Source organism: Methylobacterium mesophilicum SR1.6/6 (genome assembly GCF_000364445.2).
GTDB classification, from domain to species: domain Bacteria; phylum Pseudomonadota; class Alphaproteobacteria; order Rhizobiales; family Beijerinckiaceae; genus Methylobacterium; species Methylobacterium mesophilicum_A.
On record NZ_CP043538.1, the window covers coordinates 2834629 to 2854101 of the forward strand.

15 protein-coding genes are annotated in these 19473 nt (G+C 68.3%); 12 read left to right on the forward strand and 3 right to left on the reverse strand.

The window, feature by feature from the left end; genetic code table 11:
• Window positions 1-67: 67 nt before the first annotated feature.
• The 5 genes from pufM to MMSR116_RS13500 all read left to right on the forward strand — a co-directional run bounded on the left by pufM (window position 68) and on the right by MMSR116_RS13500 (window position 5902).
• Window positions 68-1048 carry a photosynthetic reaction center subunit M gene (gene pufM / locus MMSR116_RS13480; RefSeq protein ID WP_010682616.1) on the forward strand — a complete coding sequence of 327 codons (981 nt, stop codon included), beginning with the start codon at window positions 68-70 and terminating at the stop codon, window positions 1046-1048.
• Window positions 1049-1058: 10 nt separating this feature from the next.
• Window positions 1059-2171 (forward strand): photosynthetic reaction center cytochrome PufC, encoded by a 1113-nt coding sequence (pufC, locus tag MMSR116_RS13485; protein WP_010682615.1) that lies wholly within the window; start codon window positions 1059-1061, stop codon window positions 2169-2171.
• Window positions 2172-2294: 123 nt separating this feature from the next.
• Window positions 2295-2438, forward strand: a complete 144-nt coding sequence (locus MMSR116_RS13490; protein WP_010682614.1) for a DUF3096 domain-containing protein — start codon at window positions 2295-2297, stop codon at window positions 2436-2438.
• A gap of 333 nt (window positions 2439-2771) precedes the next feature.
• On the forward strand, window positions 2772-5462 hold the full coding sequence (ppdK, locus tag MMSR116_RS13495) for a pyruvate, phosphate dikinase (protein WP_010682613.1): 2691 nt from the start codon (window positions 2772-2774) through the stop codon (window positions 5460-5462).
• A 137-nt stretch (window positions 5463-5599) separates the two neighbouring features.
• Window positions 5600-5902, forward strand: coding sequence for a hypothetical protein (locus MMSR116_RS13500; RefSeq protein WP_244625658.1), 303 nt, complete (start codon window positions 5600-5602; stop codon window positions 5900-5902).
• A 111-nt stretch (window positions 5903-6013) separates the two neighbouring features.
• Here the strand turns inward: MMSR116_RS13500 and MMSR116_RS13505 are convergent, their stop codons facing one another.
• The 3 genes from MMSR116_RS13505 to MMSR116_RS13515 form a co-directional block, all read right to left on the reverse strand.
• On the reverse strand, window positions 6014-7510 hold the full coding sequence (locus MMSR116_RS13505) for a DUF882 domain-containing protein (RefSeq protein ID WP_010682611.1): 1497 nt from the start codon (window positions 7508-7510) through the stop codon (window positions 6014-6016).
• A 140-nt stretch (window positions 7511-7650) separates the two neighbouring features.
• Entirely contained in the window at window positions 7651-9702 is a 2052-nt protein-coding gene (locus MMSR116_RS13510) for a L,D-transpeptidase family protein (RefSeq protein WP_010682610.1), read from the reverse strand.
• A 243-nt stretch (window positions 9703-9945) separates the two neighbouring features.
• Complete coding sequence (locus tag MMSR116_RS13515) at window positions 9946-11430, reverse strand: sigma-54-dependent transcriptional regulator (protein ID WP_010682609.1); 1485 nt, start codon at window positions 11428-11430, stop codon at window positions 9946-9948.
• A 270-nt stretch (window positions 11431-11700) separates the two neighbouring features.
• Between MMSR116_RS13515 and MMSR116_RS13520 the strand changes: the two genes are divergently transcribed.
• The 7 genes from MMSR116_RS13520 to MMSR116_RS13550 all read left to right on the forward strand — a co-directional run bounded on the left by MMSR116_RS13520 (window position 11701) and on the right by MMSR116_RS13550 (window position 19414).
• On the forward strand, window positions 11701-13572 hold the full coding sequence (locus MMSR116_RS13520; protein WP_010682608.1) for a M3 family oligoendopeptidase: 1872 nt from the start codon (window positions 11701-11703) through the stop codon (window positions 13570-13572).
• A 285-nt stretch (window positions 13573-13857) separates the two neighbouring features.
• Window positions 13858-14232 carry a type II toxin-antitoxin system death-on-curing family toxin gene (locus MMSR116_RS13525; protein WP_010682607.1) on the forward strand — a complete coding sequence of 125 codons (375 nt, stop codon included), beginning with the start codon at window positions 13858-13860 and terminating at the stop codon, window positions 14230-14232.
• An 84-nt stretch (window positions 14233-14316) separates the two neighbouring features.
• Window positions 14317-15678 carry an ABC1 kinase family protein gene (locus MMSR116_RS13530; RefSeq protein WP_010682606.1) on the forward strand — a complete coding sequence of 454 codons (1362 nt, stop codon included), beginning with the start codon at window positions 14317-14319 and terminating at the stop codon, window positions 15676-15678.
• 122 nt (window positions 15679-15800) lie between these two features.
• Window positions 15801-16094, forward strand: a complete 294-nt coding sequence (locus tag MMSR116_RS13535) for an aa3-type cytochrome c oxidase subunit IV (protein ID WP_010682605.1) — start codon at window positions 15801-15803, stop codon at window positions 16092-16094.
• A 208-nt stretch (window positions 16095-16302) separates the two neighbouring features.
• The gene (locus tag MMSR116_RS13540) at window positions 16303-17532 is read left to right on the forward strand and encodes a Re/Si-specific NAD(P)(+) transhydrogenase subunit alpha (RefSeq protein WP_010682604.1); all 1230 of its coding nucleotides are present in this window, start codon (window positions 16303-16305) and stop codon (window positions 17530-17532) included.
• Between the two features lie 24 nt (window positions 17533-17556).
• Window positions 17557-18012, forward strand: coding sequence for a proton-translocating transhydrogenase family protein (locus MMSR116_RS13545; protein ID WP_010682603.1), 456 nt, complete (start codon window positions 17557-17559; stop codon window positions 18010-18012).
• Window positions 18013-18016: 4 nt separating this feature from the next.
• Complete coding sequence (locus MMSR116_RS13550; RefSeq protein ID WP_010682602.1) at window positions 18017-19414, forward strand: NAD(P)(+) transhydrogenase (Re/Si-specific) subunit beta; 1398 nt, start codon at window positions 18017-18019, stop codon at window positions 19412-19414.
• Window positions 19415-19473: the final 59 nt, after the last annotated feature.

The window sequence follows — 19473 nt, forward strand, 5'->3', positions numbered from 1 at the left end:
ACGAGAGGGCACCAATAACACGGGTCGCCGCCGCCTGCGGGCGCGGCACTCCGGGGGAGGGCAGGCCATGGCCTATTACCAGAACATCTTCACGGTGGCGCAGGTCCGCCCGGTGGACCCGGATTACGGCGTGCCGGTCCAGACGGAGCACCGGGTCGGGCGGCCGTTCAACAGCTACCTGTTCGGACTCTTCGGCAACAGCCAGGTGGGGCCGATCTACATCGGCTACGTCGCGGCCCTGTCGATCACCTGCGGGGTGATCGCCTTCGAGATCATCGGGCTCAACATGTGGGCCTCGGTGAACTGGGATCCGGTCCAGTTCGTGCGGCAATTGCCGTGGCTGGCCCTGGAGCCGCCGCTGCCGAAATACGGCCTGAAGGTGCTGCCGCCGCTGAATGAGGGCGGCTGGTGGCTGATCGCCGGCTTCTTCCTCACCACCTCGATCCTGCTCTGGTGGGTGCACCTCTACCGGCGGGCGCGGGCCCTGGGCCTCGGGCTCCACGTCCCCTACGCCTTCGCGTCGGCGATCTGGCTCTATCTCGTCCTGGGCTTCATCCGCCCGGTCCTGATGGGCTCCTGGTCGGAGGCGGTGCCCTTCGGGATCTTCCCGCACCTCGATTGGACGGCGGCGTTCTCGCTCCGGTACGGCAACCTGTTCTACAACCCCTTCCACATGCTCTCGATCACGTTCCTCTACGGGTCGACGCTGCTGTTCGCGATGCACGGCGGGACCATCCTGGCCTGCTCACGCTACGGCGCCGAGCGCGAGATCGACCAGATCGTCGACCGCGGCACGGCCACCGAGCGGGCCGCGCTGTTCTGGCGCTGGACCATGGGCTTCAACGCCACGATGGAGTCGGTTCACCGCTGGGCGTGGTGGTTCGCGGTCCTCACGACGCTCACGGGCGGCATCGGCATCCTGCTCACCGGCACCGTGGTCGACAACTGGTACCTCTGGGCGGTCAAGCACCACGTGGCCCCCGCCTATCCGCAGGTCTACGGCCCGATCGTGGATCCCGCCCATCTCGCACCTGGCATGAAGCCGTAAGGAGGCCGTCATGAAGACAGTTCTGGCGGTCGTCGGCGGGGCGCTGGCGCTGTTCCTCACCATCGCGATGTTCGGCGGCGCGGGCTGGACCCATCCGCCCATGGCGGCCAAGCAGACCGGCTTCCGCGGTACCGGAATGGATCTGATCCGGACCCGGGCCGGCAACGAGGCGCTGGCGGAGGCCAACCGGGCACCGGCCCCGGCCGACCCCGCCGACGCCGGGGGCGACAAGGCCTCCGCCGTCTACGAGAACGTGCAGGTTCTCGGCGATCTGTCGGCCGAGCAGTTCAACCGACTGATGGTATCGATCACCGAGTGGGTCGCGCCGCAGCAGGGCTGCACGTATTGCCACAGCACCGAGAACATGGCCTCCGACGAGCTGTACCAGAAGCGCGTCGCGCGGCGCATGCTCCAGATGACCCAGTACATCAACTCGTCCTGGAAGGAGAACCACGTCCACCAGGCCGGCGTGACCTGCTATACCTGCCACCGCGGCAATCCGGTTCCGGCCAACATCTGGTTCGACCATCCGGTCCAGAGTGCCGGGAAGTTCATCCCGCGCAACAACAGCCAGAACATCGCCTCGGCGGAGGTCGGCAATACCTCGCTGCCCTACGACGTCTACCAAGCCTTCTACCAGTACAAGGACACATCGGAGGACGCGGTGCGGGTCAACGCGACCACGGCGCTGCCCGAGACCAAAGGCAAGCCGATCCAGGACGCGGAGAAGACCTTCGCGATCATGATCAGCATGTCCCAGTCGCTGGGTGTGAACTGCACCTTCTGCCACAACACCCGATCGGTGGCGCAGTGGGATACCAGCACGCCGAACCGCGTCCATGCCTGGTACGGCATCCGCATGGTGCGCGAACTCAACCAGGACTACATGACGCCGCTGACGTCGACCTTCCCGCGGAACCGCCTCGGCGCCCTCGGGGACGCACCGAAGATCAACTGCGCCACCTGTCACAACGGCGCCAACAAGCCCCTCAACGGCACCAACGTGATCGAGCCCTATCCGGAGCTGGCGCACCCGACCATCTCCGCGAGCCTGCCCGTCGGCGAGGCGAAGGACCCGATCCCGGGAACGCAGACGCCGACACCGAAGCCGACGAAGCCCTGACCAATCCAGAGGCGTGGGGCGGCCGGTCATCGCCGGCCGCCCCACGCCTGGTCAGCTTCAGGGAACCTCCAACGCCTAGGGACGACGGCGACCCACGGCTGGGCTTGGCCAGAGGAGGCGCCCGTGACCATCACAATCTCGAACCTTCAGCCGCTCATAGCAATTCTCGCCGGGATCCTGATCCTGGTGATGCCGCGACTGCTCAACTACATCGTGGCGATCTACCTGATCGCCGTCGGCGTGATCGGGCTAGGTATTCTGCGCTGAGGGTTTTGTCGGACACGGACATCCCGCCTGTGCCCCCATCCTGAGATGCGGCGGAGCCGCCTCGCAGGAGCCCTTCAGCCAGCCGCGCGATCTCTGGTGGGCTCCTTCGAGGTTTGCTGACGCGGGCACCTCAGGATGAGGGCGCGGGTGGGAATGGCCATCCGCGGAGCTCTGCGGTCGGGTCTCCGTGGGGAGGTTGCTGACAGACCGCCACCGCCGTCATTCGCGTGCACACAGCGCCGTCGCGTGTTCATCTTGCGTTGCGGTGCGGGATGGTCCAACCCCGCCCATCAGCTCGGCCGCCGCCGGGCACCAGATACGGACGGGATCGACATGGCGACCGGCAGCGCGAAGTGGGTCTACGCTTTCGGCGACGGCAAGGCGGAGGGCAAGTCGCAGATGCGCGACCTGCTCGGCGGCAAGGGCGCCAACCTCGCCGAGATGTCGAATCTCGGCCTCCCGGTCCCGCCCGGCTTCACCATCACCACCGAAGTCTGCACCTACTATTACGACCACGGCAAGTCCTACCCGCCGGAGCTGAAGGATCAGGTCGCGGCGGCACTCGCCCAGGTCGGTGCGCTCACCGGCCGCCAGTTCGGTGACGCCAAGAACCCGCTCCTCGTCTCCGTCCGCTCGGGCGCGCGCGCCTCGATGCCGGGCATGATGGACACGGTGCTCAACCTCGGCCTCAACGACGAGACCGTCCTTGCGCTCGCCAAGGAGGCCGACGACGAGCGCTTCGCCTACGATTCCTACCGCCGCTTCATCACCATGTACTCGAACGTGGTGCTGGGCGTGGAGCACCACGCCTTCGAGGAGGCGCTGGAGCAGTACAAGGAGAGCAAAGGCTTCGACCTCGATACCGAGCTCGGCGCCGCGGACTGGAAGACGCTGATCCAGACCTACAAGAAGATCGTGCGCGACGAGCACGGCTCCGACTTCCCGCAGGGCGCCGACGACCAGCTCTGGGGTGCGATCGGCGCCGTCTTCGATTCATGGATGATCCCGCGCGCCAAGAAGTACCGGGAGCTGAACAATATTCCCGAGAGCTGGGGCACGGCGGTCAACGTGCAGGCGATGGTGTTCGGCAACATGGGCGACACCTCGGCCACGGGCGTCGCCTTCACCCGCAATCCCTCCACCGGCGAGAAGGCGCTCTACGGCGAGTTCCTGATCAACGCTCAGGGCGAGGACGTGGTCGCGGGCATCCGCACCCCGCAGAACATCACCGAGAAGGCGCGGGACGAGGCCGGGAGCGACAAGCCTTCCATGGAGAAGGCCATGCCCGAGAGCTTCGCGGAGCTGACCCGGATCTACGGGATCCTGGAATCGCATTACCGCGACATGCAGGACATGGAGTTCACCATCGAGAAGGGGAAGCTCTGGATGCTCCAGACCCGCAACGGCAAGCGCACGGCCAAGGCCGCCCTGCGCATCGCCGTTGATCTGGCGGGCGAGGGGTTGATCTCGAAGGAGGAGGCGATCGGCCGGGTGGAGCCCGGAGCGCTGGACCAGCTCCTGCACCCGACCATCGATCCGAAAGCCGACCGGAAGGTCATCGCGTCGGGCCTGCCGGCCTCGCCGGGCGCGGCGACCGGCGAGATCGTGTTCAATTCCGAGGATGCGGAGGCGCACCGAAAGGCGGAGCGCAAATGCATCCTGGTGCGCATCGAGACGTCGCCGGAGGACATTCACGGCATGCACGCCGCCGAGGGCATCCTCACCACCCGCGGCGGCATGACCAGCCACGCGGCCGTGGTTGCCCGCGGCATGGGCAAGCCCTGCGTCTCCGGCGTCGGATCCATCCGGATCGACTACAAGGCGCAGACCCTGACGGTCGGCGGCATCACCCTGAAGGCCGGCGACAGGATCACCATCGACGGGTCCACCGGGCAGGTGATCCAGGGCGAGGTGAAGATGCTGGAGCCCGAGCTGTCGGGCGATTTCGCCACCCTGATGGAGTGGGCCGACGGGATCCGCGGCATGAAGGTCCGCGCCAACGCCGACACGCCGACCGACGCCCGCACGGCGCGCAATTTCGGCGCTGAGGGCATCGGCCTCTGCCGCACCGAGCACATGTTCTTCGAGGGCGACCGCATCATCGCGGTGCGCGAGATGATCCTGGCCGACGATGCGGAGGGCCGGCGCGCGGCTCTGGCGAAAATCCTGCCCTACCAGCGGCAGGACTTCCTGGAGCTGTTCACCATCATGTCCGGGCTGCCGGTGACGATCCGTCTGCTGGATCCGCCACTCCACGAATTCCTGCCGCACACGGACGCCGAAGTGGCCGAGGTGGTGAAGGCGACCGGCGTCTCTGAGGAGAAGATCCGGCACCGCACCCGCGAACTCTCCGAGCACAACCCGATGCTCGGCTTCCGCGGCTGCCGCCTCGCGATCGCCTTCCCGGAGATCGCCGAGATGCAGGCGCGCGCCATCTTCGAAGCCGCCGTGCAGGCCGCTGCCGATACCGGCAAGGCGGTGACGCCCGAGGTGATGGTGCCGCTGGTCTTCACACGCGCCGAGTTCGACATCGTGAAGGCGCGCATCGATGCCATGGCCAAGGCGGTGGCCGAGGAGAAGGGCGCCAGCCTCGACTATCAGGTCGGCACCATGATCGAGCTGCCACGAGCCGCCCTGAAGGCGGGCGAGATCGCCGAGACGGCCGAGTTCTTCTCCTTCGGCACCAACGACCTGACCCAGACGGCGCTGGGCATCTCCCGCGACGACGCGGCGACCTTCCTGGGCCCCTACACGCAGAAGGGGATCCTGCCGGCCGACCCATTCATCACCATCGATCAGGAGGGGGTCGGCGAGCTGGTGCGCATCGGCGTCGAGCGCGGCCGCAAGACCCGACCGGACATCAAGCTCGGCATCTGCGGCGAGCACGGCGGCGACCCGGCCTCGGTCGGCTTCTGTCAGGAGGTGGGCCTCGATTACGTCTCGTGCTCGCCCTACCGCGTGCCGATTGCGCGCCTCGCTGCCGCGCAGGCTGCCCTCGGCAAGGTGTCAGGCAAGGAGGGCTGAGCCCGGTCGGGAGCGTTCCCTGCGGAGCGCTCTCACCGCTCGTCAACCAATCCCGTCATGAGGGGTTGAAAAAGGTCATCCGGCCGAAGAACTCGGCTCTTCGCGGCACGTTGATCAGTTGAAAATGCGGACCGGGCATGTGCCTGTTCGGTCCGTCTCTGGTCCAGGCTCGCCCGCCGGTCTCGTCCGCCATGATGCCTCCCGGTCCCTCCTCGCTGTGCCTCGATGAGACCAAGGCGGTTGCGCCGCGCGCCGCGCTGCGCGCGTACCTTGCCCTCGTGGCTGCCATCGGCGGCCTCACCACGGCCGGCATGCTGATGATGTCGGTGGCAGCCAATACGGGCGCCGAGGCCGAGCGGATTACCGCCACACAGGACGACAGCTACGCGGCGACGCTCGTGTCGGCCCTCGCGGTCAACCTCGCCAAGCCGCAGCGCTGAGCACGACGGCCTACGGTACGGGTGACCGGTCTCAACCGTCCGCAGCGTCCGCGAAGTGCAGTGATATCGTGTGGCGTGAAGTTCGGACCCAATGGTCAGCCGTCCGGGCGGTCAGCGCGCGGCCGGTACCGCCCGCGTCGATGAGCCCGTGAACCGTGCTGCCGTGAGTTCGTCGCCGGGGCTGCGCGGGCTGAACCGTGTCGACACCCGGTCCGGGGCCGCCGCCACGAACGCCTGGGGCGCGGCGTCCCGGACACGCGTGGCGGCGACGTGCACCGGTGCGCTCCGGCTGGCCGGTGCCGTCCCGGAACCGGCCGACACCGCCTCGAACAGCGCTCGGAGTTGAAGCTTCGGGTCGGCCTCCGCGTCGATCGGAGCGCGCGTTCGGGACGGTTCGGCCCTGGTGAGGGCTCGGCTCTCGCCGGTCGCCGCGAGGCTCGCCATGCCGCCGCCAAGGGACGCGAATTGGACCGGTCTCGGCGGTGGCAGCGGCATGGCGATGGCGGCCGCCACGGCCGCGAGGTCCGACGGCCGCCGCGGCGGCAACGGTGCTTCAACGGCGGGCACGGCATCGTCGGGCGCCGAGGCGGGGGCGGCGCCCGTGAGCAGTGTCTTGGCGTCCATCGGCTTGAGGTCGGAGCCCTTTGCCTGCTCGCGCTCCGCGAGCGAGCCGCGTAGCGCGCTGTCGGCCGCGGGCGCCGCGTAGGCGAGGGCGACGCGCGCGCCCACGGGATCCTGCGGATCGGCGCTGGCGACGGCGACCACCGGCGCGCGGCGCGACTTCTTCTGGGCCGTCGTGGTCGGAGGCGCCGGCGCCGGCTGCGGCGTTGACGCGCCGCCACCGAAGAGGCTCGCCAGGAAGCCGAACAGGCCGGGACCGTCCTCGTCCTCGCCGCTGGCCATCTGGGTGGTGATGCCCGCCACGGTGCCGCCGCGGGCGAGGATCTCCGCCTTGGCCTCCTCGTAGCGCGGGAACGGCCGGTTGTCGCTCGCGAGGTGCACGGTCTTGCCGTCGGGAAAGATGCGCGCGAGCTGTTCGTGCGTCATGCGCGGCCACATCCGCACCGAGCCGACGTCGAGATGGATGAAGGGCGTGCCCGCGTGCGGATACCAGCCGACGCCGCCCCTCTGCATCTGCAGTCCGACCTCGCGGATCCGGTCGATCGGCACGTCCGGCAGATAGAAGTCCATCGCCTTGCCGAGCATGTGCTGGCTGAACTCGGCCACCATCTTGGAGCGTCGGCGGAGCATCGCGTTTGTGCCCGGCGACCGGTAGGCCGACACGATGTGAATCGCCTGATTCGAGCCGACCTGCCGGTAAGCTTCCCACACCGTGTCGAACAGGCGCGGATCCATCTTGGTCGGCTCGTTGATGCGCCAGTCGCGCAAGAGCCAGTTCAGCTGATCGAGGGCCGCGCGATCGTAGCGGCCGTCGCGCTTGAACGTGATGGTCGCGCTCTCCTGGGTGTGTGTGTGGAGGATCGTCAGGGAGCGGGTGTCGCCGTTGGCGACCGCGTCCTCGGTCTCCGCCGTCCCAGCGATCAGGCCGACCGCCATCCCGGTCAGCGCGAGGGCGATACGGCGAACGGTGCGCGGGAGATACGGCACGATGGTCCTGTTCCTCTCCCGGTGACCGCACCCGGCACTGTAAGGCCTGGGTTCCGGACGAAACGGCTAAGGCTGGACCGTGGCGAAATCGTGCCCGGCTGTGCGGTCGCGCACGTGAAAGTTGTCGATGCCTGCGGGGCTCACCACCAGCCGCGGGAGACCGGCTGCTGCGGCGCCGGTGTCCAGAGACCCGGCTCGCCATATTCCGGAGCGCTGTCGGCGCGGGCGGCGCGGCGCACGGTTCGGTGCGGGGCGTCCACGTCCTCGTAGCGATTGGCCGCCCAATCGTCTGCGACGCGGCTGTGCGGCGCGCGCCGCTGCGCAACCCGCGGCTTCGCGGGCGTGGGAGCGCGCTCCGCCTTGCGGCGCGGCGCCTCGTCCGGCAGCCGAGCGATGGCGGGTCCCCCGCCGCCCGGAAGGCCCAGGGCGGCCCGCATCGGCGCGTCATAGCCGTACAGGTCCGGCAGCGTGCGGTAGGCACCGCCATCGTCGACGTAGGCGGTGAAGTAGGCGAGGTGCACCGGCAGCTTCTCGGGAAGCCGGATGGTGCGCTCGCCCTTGCCGATCAGCTTCTTCAACCGCTCCTCTGACCAGTCCGGAAGGACCACGTCGGCGAGGCGGAACGGGTCGTCCACGCGGACGCAGCCGTGGCTGAAGTCGCGCTTGGAAGCGGAGAACAGCGACCGGTTCGGCGTGTCGTGCAGGTAGACCGCGTGCTGATTCGGGAACATGAACTTGATGAAGCCGAGCGCATTGCGCTCGCCCGGAGGCTGGCGCAGCGAGATGTGGCCGCCGCGCCGGACCACCTCGTAGCCGCCCCAGGTTTTCCCGCCGTAGCCGGCGAGCTTGGGCGCCATGGTCTTCAGGATCGAGGGCGGCACGTACCAGGACGGATTGACGACCGCGTATTCCATCAGGCCCGAAAAGAGCGGCGTGCGCGATTCCGGCTTGCCCACGATGACGCGGGCCTCGTCGCGCAGCTTCCCGCCGCGATAGGCCCGGAGGCGATATTCGGGGACGTTGACCAGGATGTAGTCCGATCCGAGATCACCCGGCAGCCAGCGCCAGCGCTCCATGTTGACGATCAGCTCGGCCTCGCCGCCCGACGGCCGGCCGGTCCGTCCGGCATCGGCGAGCGCCAGGACGGTCTGGACGTTCAGAACGCCGTTTGCCGGAAGGCCGCGGCCGCGCTGGAATTTCGTCACCGCCTCGGCGACGGCGTCGTCGTAGGCCTCGGGCTCCCCGGGGCCGTGATCGAGCGTGCCGGCCGGACGGGCGTCGAGGCCGAAATGCGCGCGCAGCAGCGGCACCCGGCTATCGCGCATGCCCACCCGCAGGGCCGGACCGGACGGCAGACGCAGCGGCTTCACGGCCGCGGGTGCGGGCCCGCGCAGAGCGGCCAAGCGCGCCTTCAGCGCCCGATATCCCGGTGTGGCCGGGTTGTAGCTCTGGAGGGCGTCGCCAGCCTTCGCACCGGTATCGAACAATCTGGCGAGCACGTCATTGCCGGCCGGGAGATCGAGCTTCGGCGTGATCAGCCGCGAGATCGACGCTAGGTTGACCCGTCCACCCCGGGCGTCCCGGGCGTAGAGGACAGCCGCGGCGGACAGACGGAGATCGGCATCGGCCACCGCCTTCTCGTCCGGCTTCTCCGCGAGGGTCGGGACCGTGTAGGCGCGGGCGTCGAGTCCGTCCTCGCCCGCGGCTGCCAGCCGTGTGGAGACGGATTTCGCGGCCTCCGTCCACGCGCCGTCGGCGACCCAGAGGGGCTTGTAGGCCCGAGCCTCGTAGAAGCTCCGGATCGCGTCGCGGTCCTTCGTTGTCAGGCGCAGCAGCAGCGGTGCAGGGTCGCCGAGCCGCGCGAGCACGGCGGCGCCGACGGGATCGGCCGGGACGACGGGGGCTGCCGCTGCGGCCGGAGCCGGCTCCGCAGCGGGCGCTTCCGGCTTGTAATCGGGAAGCGTCGTCGCGATCGGGTCGGTCGATGCCGGCTGTGAGGCATTCTGTGCGGCCGGCTCGGATGGCGGCTGCGGCGCCGGCTGGGATATCTGTGGCCCGGCCGGAGCGGCGGCGGGCGCTTCGGCCGGCGTGACGGCGAGCGCGGCCGTCTCGGCACCGAGCGCGCCGGCCGAGGCCAGCGTACCGGTCAACAGGGCGGCCAGCGCCATCAGGCTGGAGCGCGGGACGCGCATCGTGATCTCCCAGGGTGCGGCGGCGGGACCGCACGCGCAGATTGTGATTATCCGCGCAAGCGTGGCTTTCAGCAACCATAGTCTTCGTCGGCGGAATATTGGCCCATCGTCGGTTTCTATACGGCGAATGCTTCACATTCTACGATCATGGAAGTCGTCGAGTGTCCGTGGCAGCCGCGCCTGATGTCCTGCGCGACCGCGTCGGTCAGATCCGTCCCGTGCGCTACCGCACGCGATGGTCGATCAGGCCGCGTCCTCGGACTTCTCGTCGCCTTCGAGGCCGAGGTCCTTCAGCTTCCGGTAAAGGGTCGATCGGCCGATTCCGAGGCGCCGCGAGACCTCCGACATCCGCTGCCGGTAGAATTGCAGCGCGTACCGGATGATCTCCGCCTCCAGCACCTCCATCGGCTTCATCTCGCCGGTCTCCTCGGCGACGAGCGACATGGCGTGGGGATCGCGCACCTCGACGCGCACGATCTCGCGGACCGGCTCCGGCGCGTAGGCCGGCAGCACCTGCTGCTGGGGTGCGGCCGGGATGCGGACGTCGAAACCTTCGACCTGCGCGGCGATCTGCGGGAACTCGGCGACCGTCAGCTCGTCGCCGTCCGCCAGCACCACGGCCCGGAACACGGCGTTCTCGAGCTGCCGGACGTTGCCCGGCCAGGGATAGCGCGTCAGGAGGGCCATCGCTTCCGGGGAGATCGCGCGCACCCGTTTGCCCTCCTCGGCGGAGAAGCGGGCGCAGAACGAGCGCACGAGGTCCGGGATGTCCTCGCGGCGCGCCCGCAGCGGCGGCAGGGTCATGGGGAAGACGTTGAGGCGATAGTACAGGTCCTCGCGGAACTTGCCCTGCTTGACCAAGTCGAGCAGCGAGCGGTTGGTCGCCGACACCAGCCGGATGTCGATCCGCACCGGGCGCTTGCCGCCCACCGGATCGACCTCGCCCTCCTGCAGCGCGCGCAGCAGCTTGACCTGCGCGTCCAGAGGCAGTTCGCCGATCTCGTCCAGGAACAGCGTGCCGCCCGAGGCTTCCACGAACTTGCCGGCGTGCTTCTCGGTAGCGCCCGTGAAGGCGCCCTTCTCGTGGCCGAACAGGGTCGATTCGACGAGGTTATCGGGGATCGCCCCGCAATTCACCGTGACGAACGGCTTACCCCGCCGGTCGCCGGACCCCTGGATCGCCCGCGCCAGCACCTCCTTGCCGACGCCGGACTCGCCCTCGATGAGGACCGGGATACTGGACTTCGCCGCCCGCTCGGCGAGGCGGATCACCCGCTCCATGTCGGGGCTCTTGGAGGTCAGGTCCTTGAAGGTCAGCGCGCCGGACGCCCGGCGTCGCATCCGCCGCACCTCCTCCTCCAGGGTGTCGACCCGCAGGGCGTTCTTGATCGAGACCTGCAGGCGCTCGGCCCCGGCGGGCTTGACCACGAAGTCCACGGCGCCGGCCCGCATGGCCGTGACCACGGTATCGATGGAGCCGTTGGAGGTCTGAACGATGACCGGCGTGGCGAGGCCGCTCTTGCGCATCTCGGCCAGCACACCGAGCCCGTCGAGCCCCGGCATCACGAGGTCGAGCAGCACGACGTCGGCCCCCTCGGATCTCAGCAGGGTCAGCGCGTCCATCCCGGACTCGGCGACCCGCGGCTCGAAGCCGAACCGGCGGACCGCCGCCTCGGCGAGGCGGCGCTGGACCGGATCGTCGTCCACGATCAGCACGGTGGTGGACATGAGGGCTCCCTGCACGGCGCACGTGGACCCGGCGCGCGACATGGGCGTTATCCCGGCCGCAGACGCCGATTCGGCGCGTGTTTCGTTTCGAGCCGTAGGGTGACCGACAGACGTAAAGTGCCGCTTAACGACGTTTGCAGCGCTTCGTCAGGCGCCGATTGCGTTCGGGTCGGCCCGTCACGTTGAACGCGGGTCGCCACATTCGATATCAGGGTACGGCCCCGAGACCCTGGCCGACGGCCTGACGAAACTTTGAGAGGAACGCCCGACATGATGCCGAGCCACGCCGCCTCGCCGGTGCACGTCCGTCTGCCGGAGGGCGTGAGCGCCGCGCGCGCCGCCGCGAAGGCCGCCGACCTCGGCCATCTCCCGGAATGGGACCTCTCGGATCTGTATTCCGGACTGGACGCGCCCGAGTTCTCCGGTGACCTGTCCCGCGCCGAGGAGGAGTGCCGCCGGTTTTCCGAGACCTATGCCGGCCGCATCGCGGAGATCGCGGCCGGTCCCGACGCGTCCCGGCAGCTTGCGGAGGCGGTGCGCGCCTACGAGGGGATCGAGGATCTGCTCGGCAAGCTCATGTCCTTCGCCGGCCTGGTCTATTCAGGGGACACCACCGACGAGGCGCGCGCCAAGTTCTACGGCGATACGCGCGAGCGGCTGACCAATGCCTCGGCCGACCTCCTGTTCTTCGGCCTGGAGCTGAACCGGGTCGACGATGCGGTGATGAACGCCGCGATGGCCGACGGGCCGCTGGCCCATTACGCGCCCTGGATCGAAGACCTGCGCCGCGAGAAGCCGCACCAGCTCGACGACCGGACCGAGAAGCTGTTCTTGGAGAAGTCGGTCACCGCGAACGCCGCCTGGGACCGGCTGTTCAACGAGACGATCGCGTCTCTGCGCTTCTCGGTCCAGGGCGAGGAGATGCCGCTGGAGCCGACCCTCAACAAGCTCCAGGATCCCGACGGCGCCGTCCGCAAGGAGGCCGCCGGGGCCATCAGCACGGTGCTGCGCGCGAACCTCCGGGTGTTCACGCTGATCACCAACACGCTGGCGAAGGACAAGGAGATCTCCGACCGCTGGCGGGGTTTCAAGGACGTGGCCGAGGCGCGCCACCTCGCCAACCGGGTCGAGCCCGAGGTTGTCGAGGCCCTCGTCGACGCCGTGCGCGCCGCCTATCCTCGCCTGTCGCACCGGTATTACAGGCTGAAGGCCAAGTGGTTCGGTCAGGACTCGCTGCCGTACTGGGACCGCAACGCGCCCCTGCCCAAGGTTGAGCAGCGCACGATCCCCTGGACGGAGGCCCGCGACACGGTGCTGTCGGCCTACGACGCGTTCTCGCCGGAGATGGCGGGAATCGCGAAGCGCTTCTTCGACGATCGGTGGATCGACGCGCCGACCCGTCCGGGCAAGGCGCCCGGCGCGTTTGCGCATCCGACCGTACCGTCCGTCCACCCCTATGTGCTGGTGAATTACCAGGGCAAGCCGCGGGACGTGATGACCCTGGCCCATGAGCTGGGCCATGGCGTCCATCAGGTGCTCGCCGGCCCGAACGGCGCCCTGATGGCGCCGACGCCGCTGACGCTGGCGGAGACCGCGAGCGTGTTCGGCGAGATGCTGACCTTCCGCAAGCTCCTCGCCGCAACCACCGACACGACCCAGCGCCGGGCGATGCTCGCCGCCAAGGTCGAGGACATGATCAACACGGTGGTGCGCCAGATCGCCTTCTACTCCTTCGAGCGGAAGGTGCATCTGGCCCGGGCCAAGGGCGAGCTGACGACCGACCAGATCAACGCGCTGTGGCTGTCCGTGCAGGCGGAATCCCTCGGGCCGGCGATCACGCTGGATGCGGGCTACGAGCCGTTCTGGGCGTACATCCCGCACTTCATCCACTCGCCGTTCTACGTCTATGCCTACGCGTTCGGCGACTGTCTCGTGAACTCGCTCTACGGGGTTTATGCCCGGGCGGAGGCGGGATTCGTCGAGCGCTATTTCGCGCTGCTGTCGGCGGGCGGGTCTAAACCCTACGGTGAGTTGCTCGCGCCGTTCGGCCTCGACGCGAGGGACCCTGGCTTCTGGCAGATCGGCCTCGGCATGATCGAGGGCATGATCGTGGAGCTTGAGGGGATGGAGGAGCAGGTCTGAGGACCGTTTCCGTCGGGCCGGCCAGGATGTTATACTTTTTGTATAACATCCTGGACTTGATCCATGAAGCTCGAAGTCAAACGCGTCGGCAACTCGACCGGTTCATCCTGCCGAAGGCATTGGTCAATCGCCTGAACCTCCAGCAGAGACAAAGGCTCCATGTGTCCGAGCTGCCGGATGGCGGGGTGCGGCTGAGCCCGTACGATCCGGCTTTTTTGACGCCGCGATGACCGTGGTCGACGAGATCATGGACGAATACCGCGACACGCTTCGGACGCTTGCCAAATGAGCGAGCCCCGCTGGCTGACCTCAGAGGTCCATGTCGCCCACGAGCGTCAGCTGGTTCGCTTCGGAGGCCCTGCTGGCCTGCACGACGAGAACGCCCTCGAGTCCGCGCTTGCCCTGCCGATCAACCGGTGGCGCTACGAGGAGGCCGACTTGGCCTCGCTCGCCGCAGCCTTCGGTCTCGCTCGAAACCACGCCTCTGTGGACGGAAACAAGCGGATCGCCTTCGTGGCGATGATGCTGTTCCTCCGGCTCAACAACGTGCGCTTCGCCCCCGATCAAGCCCAGGCGACTGTCGCCATCCTCGGCCTCGCGGCCGGCGAGATCGACGGGGCCGGCCTTACCTGCTGGATCCGGGACAACTGGCCGACCTGAGCCCGCGGCGGAGAGACCCACGCCTCTGGTGCGCCGCCGGGCGCGGCTTATGTCCAGAGTGACACCTCACAAGCAGATCGAGAGATGGCCGAGACCGATCGCGAAGCGAACCGCTTCTCAGCCCGCGCCGGGCGTTACGCCAGCGTGGGCGCTAATGTGGGCGGCGTGGCCGCCCGGATGGCGATGGCGCGGCTCTTCGGCAAGGAGGGCACCACGAATGCCGCCGCTCTGGCGCAGGCGCTCGGCGGCCTGAAGGGGCCGATCATGAAGGTGGCGCAGCTCCTCGCCACCGTGCCGGACCTGCTGCCGCCCGAATACGCGGCCGAACTCCAGAAGCTTCAGGCGGATGCGCCGCCGATGGGCGCCGCCTTCGTCCGGCGGCGGATGCAGTCCGAATTGGGCGCCGGCTGGCAGGGCCGCTTCGGCAGCTTCGACCTGAAGCCGGCGGCGGCGGCCTCGCTGGGCCAGGTCCACCGCGCCACCTCGAAAGAGGGCGAGCGTCTCGCCTGCAAGCTGCAATATCCGGACATGCAGTCCGCCGTCGAGGCCGATCTCAAGCAGCTGGAACTCGCCTTCGCTCTGCACCGGCGCATGAACTCTTGGCTCGATACTCGCGAGATCGCCAAGGAGATCGGGGCGCGCGTGCGCGAGGAACTCGACTACGAACGCGAGGCCAAGCACGCCGCCCTGTACGGCGCGGTGTTGCGGGACATCGCGGCGGTGCGCGTGCCGGAGGTCTACCCCGAGCTCTCGACCAAGCGCCTCCTGACCCTCGGCTGGCTCCACGGCGACAAGATCCTGGGCTTTGCCGAGGAGCCGGTCGAAGTGCGCAACCGCATCGCGCAGGCGATGTTCAAGGCGTGGTGGCACCCGTTCAGCCGAGCCGCGGTGATCCACGGCGATCCGCATCTCGGGAACTACACCGTCTTCTCCGAGGGCGGAGAGGCGGCCGGCATCAACCTGCTGGACTATGGCTGCGTGCGGATCTTCCATCCGCGATTCGTCGGCGGCGTCGTCGATCTCTACCGTGGGCTGCTTGAGAACGATGAGGCCCGCATCGTCCACGCCTACGAGGTCTGGGGCTTCAAGAATCTCGACCGCGAGAAGATCGAGATCCTGAACATCTGGGCGCGCTTCATCTACGGGCCGCTCTTGGAGGACCGCACCCGCACGGTCGCGGACGGCGTCAAGCCTGGCGAATACGGCCGCCGCCAAGCCTTCGAGGTGCATCAGGCCCTGAAGGAACGTGGTCCCGTGACGGTGCCGCAGGAATTCGTCTTCATGGATCGGGCCGCCGTCGGCCTCGGCGCGGTATTCCTCCACCTGCGGTCGGAGCTAAACTACCACCGGTTGTTCGAGGCCGAGATCGAGCATTTCTCGCTCGACACGCTGGCCGAGCGACAGGGCAAGGCGCTTGTCGAGGCGGGACTACCGAAGCCCGCCTGATACCGGTGTCGGATCCACCGCGAGAGCGATCAACTTGCGTGCGTCCGATTGCGGCAGGTAAACGCTTGAGCTACATCCCACCGTGACCGCAAGAAGTCGCGTCTTAGGGATACGAGCGCACGATGGCTGAGAGTGACACGGTGGCCGGGCACGCCTACAGCCCGGCGATGGACGCGAAGACCCACGAGCAGACCTATCGCGGCTTCGTCCGCTTCGTCGAGATCGCCACCGGCGTTGTGATCTGCTGGGTCCTCGCCCTCGCGATCGGCGGCATTCGCGAGGCGTGGCTCCTGGCCATCCTGGGCGTGATCGTGTCGGGCGCCGCCGGCGCACTCGGCGCGCTGGCCCCTGCGGTCGGCTGGCGCGGACCGCTCGTGGTCGGTGTGCTGCTGATCCTCTACCTGTTCTTCGCGTGACCCGATCCGGGCGGCTCTTCAGCCGCCCGCTTCGTTTGTCGAACCTGCCGGCCGGACGCCGAGCGGGGTTGATAATGTTTTGAGATCAATTCGATTGGGCACAAGTTACATTCGGCCCGGTTCCACCAACATAATTTAGGTCCGCCTCTCGAAAAGCGGTGTCGGTTCGCGCATTCGAGAGGCCGAGCTTATCCAGGGGAAGCCTCGCATGCGCATTGCTGTGCTGTCCGAGACGGACTCCGCGGAACCGCGCGTGGCCGCGGTCCCCGAGACCGTCAAGAAGTTCAAGGCGCTGGGCGCCGACGTGGTGGTGCAGTCCGGCGCGGGTCAGAAGGCCGGCATCCTCGACGAGGAGTACGAGGCCGCAGGCGCTACCATCGCCGGCAGCGCCGCGGATGCCGCGGGTGACGCGGACCTCGTGCTCAAGGTTCGTCGCCCCGGCGCCGAAGAGCTGCCGCAGTTGAAGCGCGGTGCCACGGTTGTGGCAATCATGGATCCCTACGGCAATGAGGCGGCGCTGAAGGCCATGGCCGAGGCGGGCGTGGCCGGCTTCGCCATGGAGCTGATGCCGCGCATCACGCGCGCTCAGGTGATGGACGTTCTCTCGTCGCAGGCGAACCTCGCCGGCTACCGCGCGGTGGTCGACGGCGCCGCCGAGTACGGCCGGGCGATGCCGATGATGATGACGGCCGCCGGCACGGTTCCGGCCGCCCGCGTCTTCGTCATGGGCGTCGGCGTCGCCGGCCTCCAGGCCATCGCCACGGCCCGGCGCCTGGGCGCGGTCGTCACGGCCACCGACGTGCGCCCCGCCACCAAGGAGCAGGTCGAATCGCTCGGCGCGAAGTTCGTCGCTGTGGAGGACGACGAGTTCAAGCAGGCCGAGACGGCGGGCGGCTACGCCAAGGAGATGTCTGCCGAGTACCAGAAGAAGCAGGCGGAGCTCGTGAAGGGCCACATCGCCAAGCAGGATATCGTCATCACCACTGCGCTCATCCCCGGCCGGCCGGCCCCGAAGCTCGTCTCCGAGGAGATGGTGGCCTCGATGAAGCCCGGCTCGGTGCTGGTGGACCTCGCGGTGGAGCGCGGCGGCAACGTCGCGGGCGCCAAGCCCGGCGAGATCGTCACCACGGATCGCGGCGTGAAGATCGTCGGCCACGTCAACGTCCCGGGTCGGCTCGCCGCCACCGCCTCGAGCCTCTACGCCCGCAATCTGTACGCCTTCGTCGAGACCCTGATCGACAAGGAGTCGAAGGCGCTGGCCATCAACTGGGACGACGAGCTGGTGAAGGCCACGAACCTCACCCGCGACGGTTCGGTCGTCCACGCGTCCTTCCAGCCCAAGACCGATGGCGCCGCCTCGGAAGCCGCGTCCGTGGGGCTTGCCAAGTCGGAGGCCAACAAGGCGTCCGGCACGGCCGCCCCGGCGGGCGCGCAGTGAAGCCCGGCCGAGAGGAGTAGCAGAATGGCAAACGTCATCGTCCCTCCCGATCAGGCGGCCGATCAGGCCCGCGTGCTCGCCGACGCCGCCCGCGCCGCGGCCGCGGTGGCGCGCAACGCCGCCGACCAGGCCCAGGCTCTCGCCGACGGCATGGGCCACGGGCTCAGCGCCGCCACCGGCGGCGCCGTGGATCCGACAGTGTTCCGGCTGGCGATCTTCGTGCTGGCGATCTTCGTCGGCTATTACGTGGTCTGGTCGGTGACCCCGGCGCTCCACACGCCGCTCATGTCGGTCACGAACGCGATCTCGTCCGTGATCATCGTCGGCGCAATCCTCGCCGTCGGCGTGCCGCTCATCGAGAAGGGCACCGGGCTTGCCCGGTTCTTCGGCTTCATCGGGATCGTGCTCGCCAGCGTGAACATCTTCGGGGGCTTCCTCGTCACGCAGCGCATGCTCGGCATGTACAAGAAGAAGGGCTGAGCCGGTGTCAGAGAACGTCTCCTCCCTTCTCTATATCGTCGCCGGCGTCCTGTTCATCATGGCGCTGCGGGGGCTCTCGCACCCCACCACATCCCGGCAGGGCAACCTGTACGGCATGGTCGGTATGGGTCTGGCCATCCTGACAACGCTGGTCGGCCACCCGCCGGCCGGCTTCGGCGCCTGGATCCTGGTGCTGCTCGGTCTCGGCATCGGCGGCGGCGCCGGCGCGGTGATCGCCAAGCGCGTGCCGATGACAGCCATGCCGCAGCTCGTGGCGGCGTTCCACTCGCTGGTGGGTCTCGCGGCGGTCTTCGTGGCGGCGGGCGCACTCTACGCGCCGCAGGCCTTCGGCATCATCGAGAACGGCCACTTCCACAAGCAGTCGCTGTTCGAGATGGGTCTCGGCGTCGCTATCGGCGCCATCACCTTCACCGGCTCGGTGATCGCCTTCGCCAAGCTCGACGGACGGATGTCCGGCAAGCCGATCATGCTGCCGCAGCGCCATCTCATCAACGGTCTGCTGGCTGCCGGCCTCGTGCTGCTGATCGCCCTGTTCATCGGCACGGAATCGAAGGCGCTGTTCTGGCTGATCGTCCTCGCCTCGCTGGTGCTGGGCGGCCTGATCATCATCCCGATCGGCGGCGCCGACATGCCGGTGGTCGTGTCGATGCTCAATTCCTACTCGGGCTGGGCGGCGGCCGGCATCGGCTTCACCCTGGGCAACCTCGCGCTGATCATCACCGGTTCGCTGGTCGGCTCCTCGGGCGCGATCCTGTCTTACATCATGTGTCACGCGATGAACCGCTCGTTCATCTCGGTCATCCTGGGCGGCTTCGGCGGCGACACCGCCGCGGCGGGCTCCGGCCAGGTCGAGACGCGGCCGGTGAAGCAGGGCTCGGCGGACGATGCGGCCTACATCATGAAGAACGCCGAGCGGGTCATCATCGTCCCCGGCTACGGCATGGCGGTCGCCCAGGCGCAGCACTCGCTCCGCGAGATGGCCGACATGCTGAAGAAGGAGGGCGTCGACGTGAAGTACGCCATCCACCCGGTGGCGGGCCGCATGCCGGGTCACATGAACGTGCTGCTGGCTGAGGCGAATGTGCCTTACGATGAGGTGTTCGAGCTGGAGGACATCAACGGCGAGTTCCCGCAGGCGGACGTGGCCTTCGTAATCGGCGCCAACGACGTTACCAACCCGGCGGCCAAGACCGACAAGGCCTCGCCGATCTACGGCATGCCGATCCTCGACGTGGAGAAGGCCAAGACCGTGCTGTTCATCAAGCGCGGCATGGGTTCCGGCTACGCGGGCGTCGAGAACGAGGTGTTCTTCCGCGACAACACCATGATGCTGTTCGGGGATGCCAAGAAGGTCGTCGACAGCGTGCTCAAGTCGCTCTGAGACACCGGTCTCCGGCGAGAAGACGGGCGGGCAGCGATGCCCGCCCTCTGTCGTTTCGG

Excerpts from the sequence above, each read along its gene's own strand:
- MMSR116_RS13520 (WP_010682608.1), top strand. The coding sequence starts at position 11,701 with ATGATGCCGAGCCACGCCGCCTCGCCGGTGCACGTCCGTCTGCCGGAG.
- ppdK (WP_010682613.1), top strand. The coding sequence starts at position 2,772 with ATGGCGACCGGCAGCGCGAAGTGGGTCTACGCTTTCGGCGACGGCAAG.
- pufM (WP_010682616.1), top strand. The coding sequence starts at position 68 with ATGGCCTATTACCAGAACATCTTCACGGTGGCGCAGGTCCGCCCGGTG.
- MMSR116_RS13530 (WP_010682606.1), top strand. The coding sequence starts at position 14,317 with ATGGCCGAGACCGATCGCGAAGCGAACCGCTTCTCAGCCCGCGCCGGG.
- pufC (WP_010682615.1), top strand. The coding sequence starts at position 1,059 with ATGAAGACAGTTCTGGCGGTCGTCGGCGGGGCGCTGGCGCTGTTCCTC.
- MMSR116_RS13525 (WP_010682607.1), top strand. The coding sequence starts at position 13,858 with ATGAGCGAGCCCCGCTGGCTGACCTCAGAGGTCCATGTCGCCCACGAG.
- MMSR116_RS13545 (WP_010682603.1), top strand. The coding sequence starts at position 17,557 with ATGGCAAACGTCATCGTCCCTCCCGATCAGGCGGCCGATCAGGCCCGC.
- MMSR116_RS13510 (WP_010682610.1), bottom strand. The coding sequence starts at position 9,702 with ATGCGCGTCCCGCGCTCCAGCCTGATGGCGCTGGCCGCCCTGTTGACC.
- MMSR116_RS13500 (WP_244625658.1), top strand. The coding sequence starts at position 5,600 with ATGTGCCTGTTCGGTCCGTCTCTGGTCCAGGCTCGCCCGCCGGTCTCG.
- MMSR116_RS13515 (WP_010682609.1), bottom strand. The coding sequence starts at position 11,430 with ATGTCCACCACCGTGCTGATCGTGGACGACGATCCGGTCCAGCGCCGC.
- MMSR116_RS13535 (WP_010682605.1), top strand. The coding sequence starts at position 15,801 with ATGGCTGAGAGTGACACGGTGGCCGGGCACGCCTACAGCCCGGCGATG.
- MMSR116_RS13540 (WP_010682604.1), top strand. The coding sequence starts at position 16,303 with ATGCGCATTGCTGTGCTGTCCGAGACGGACTCCGCGGAACCGCGCGTG.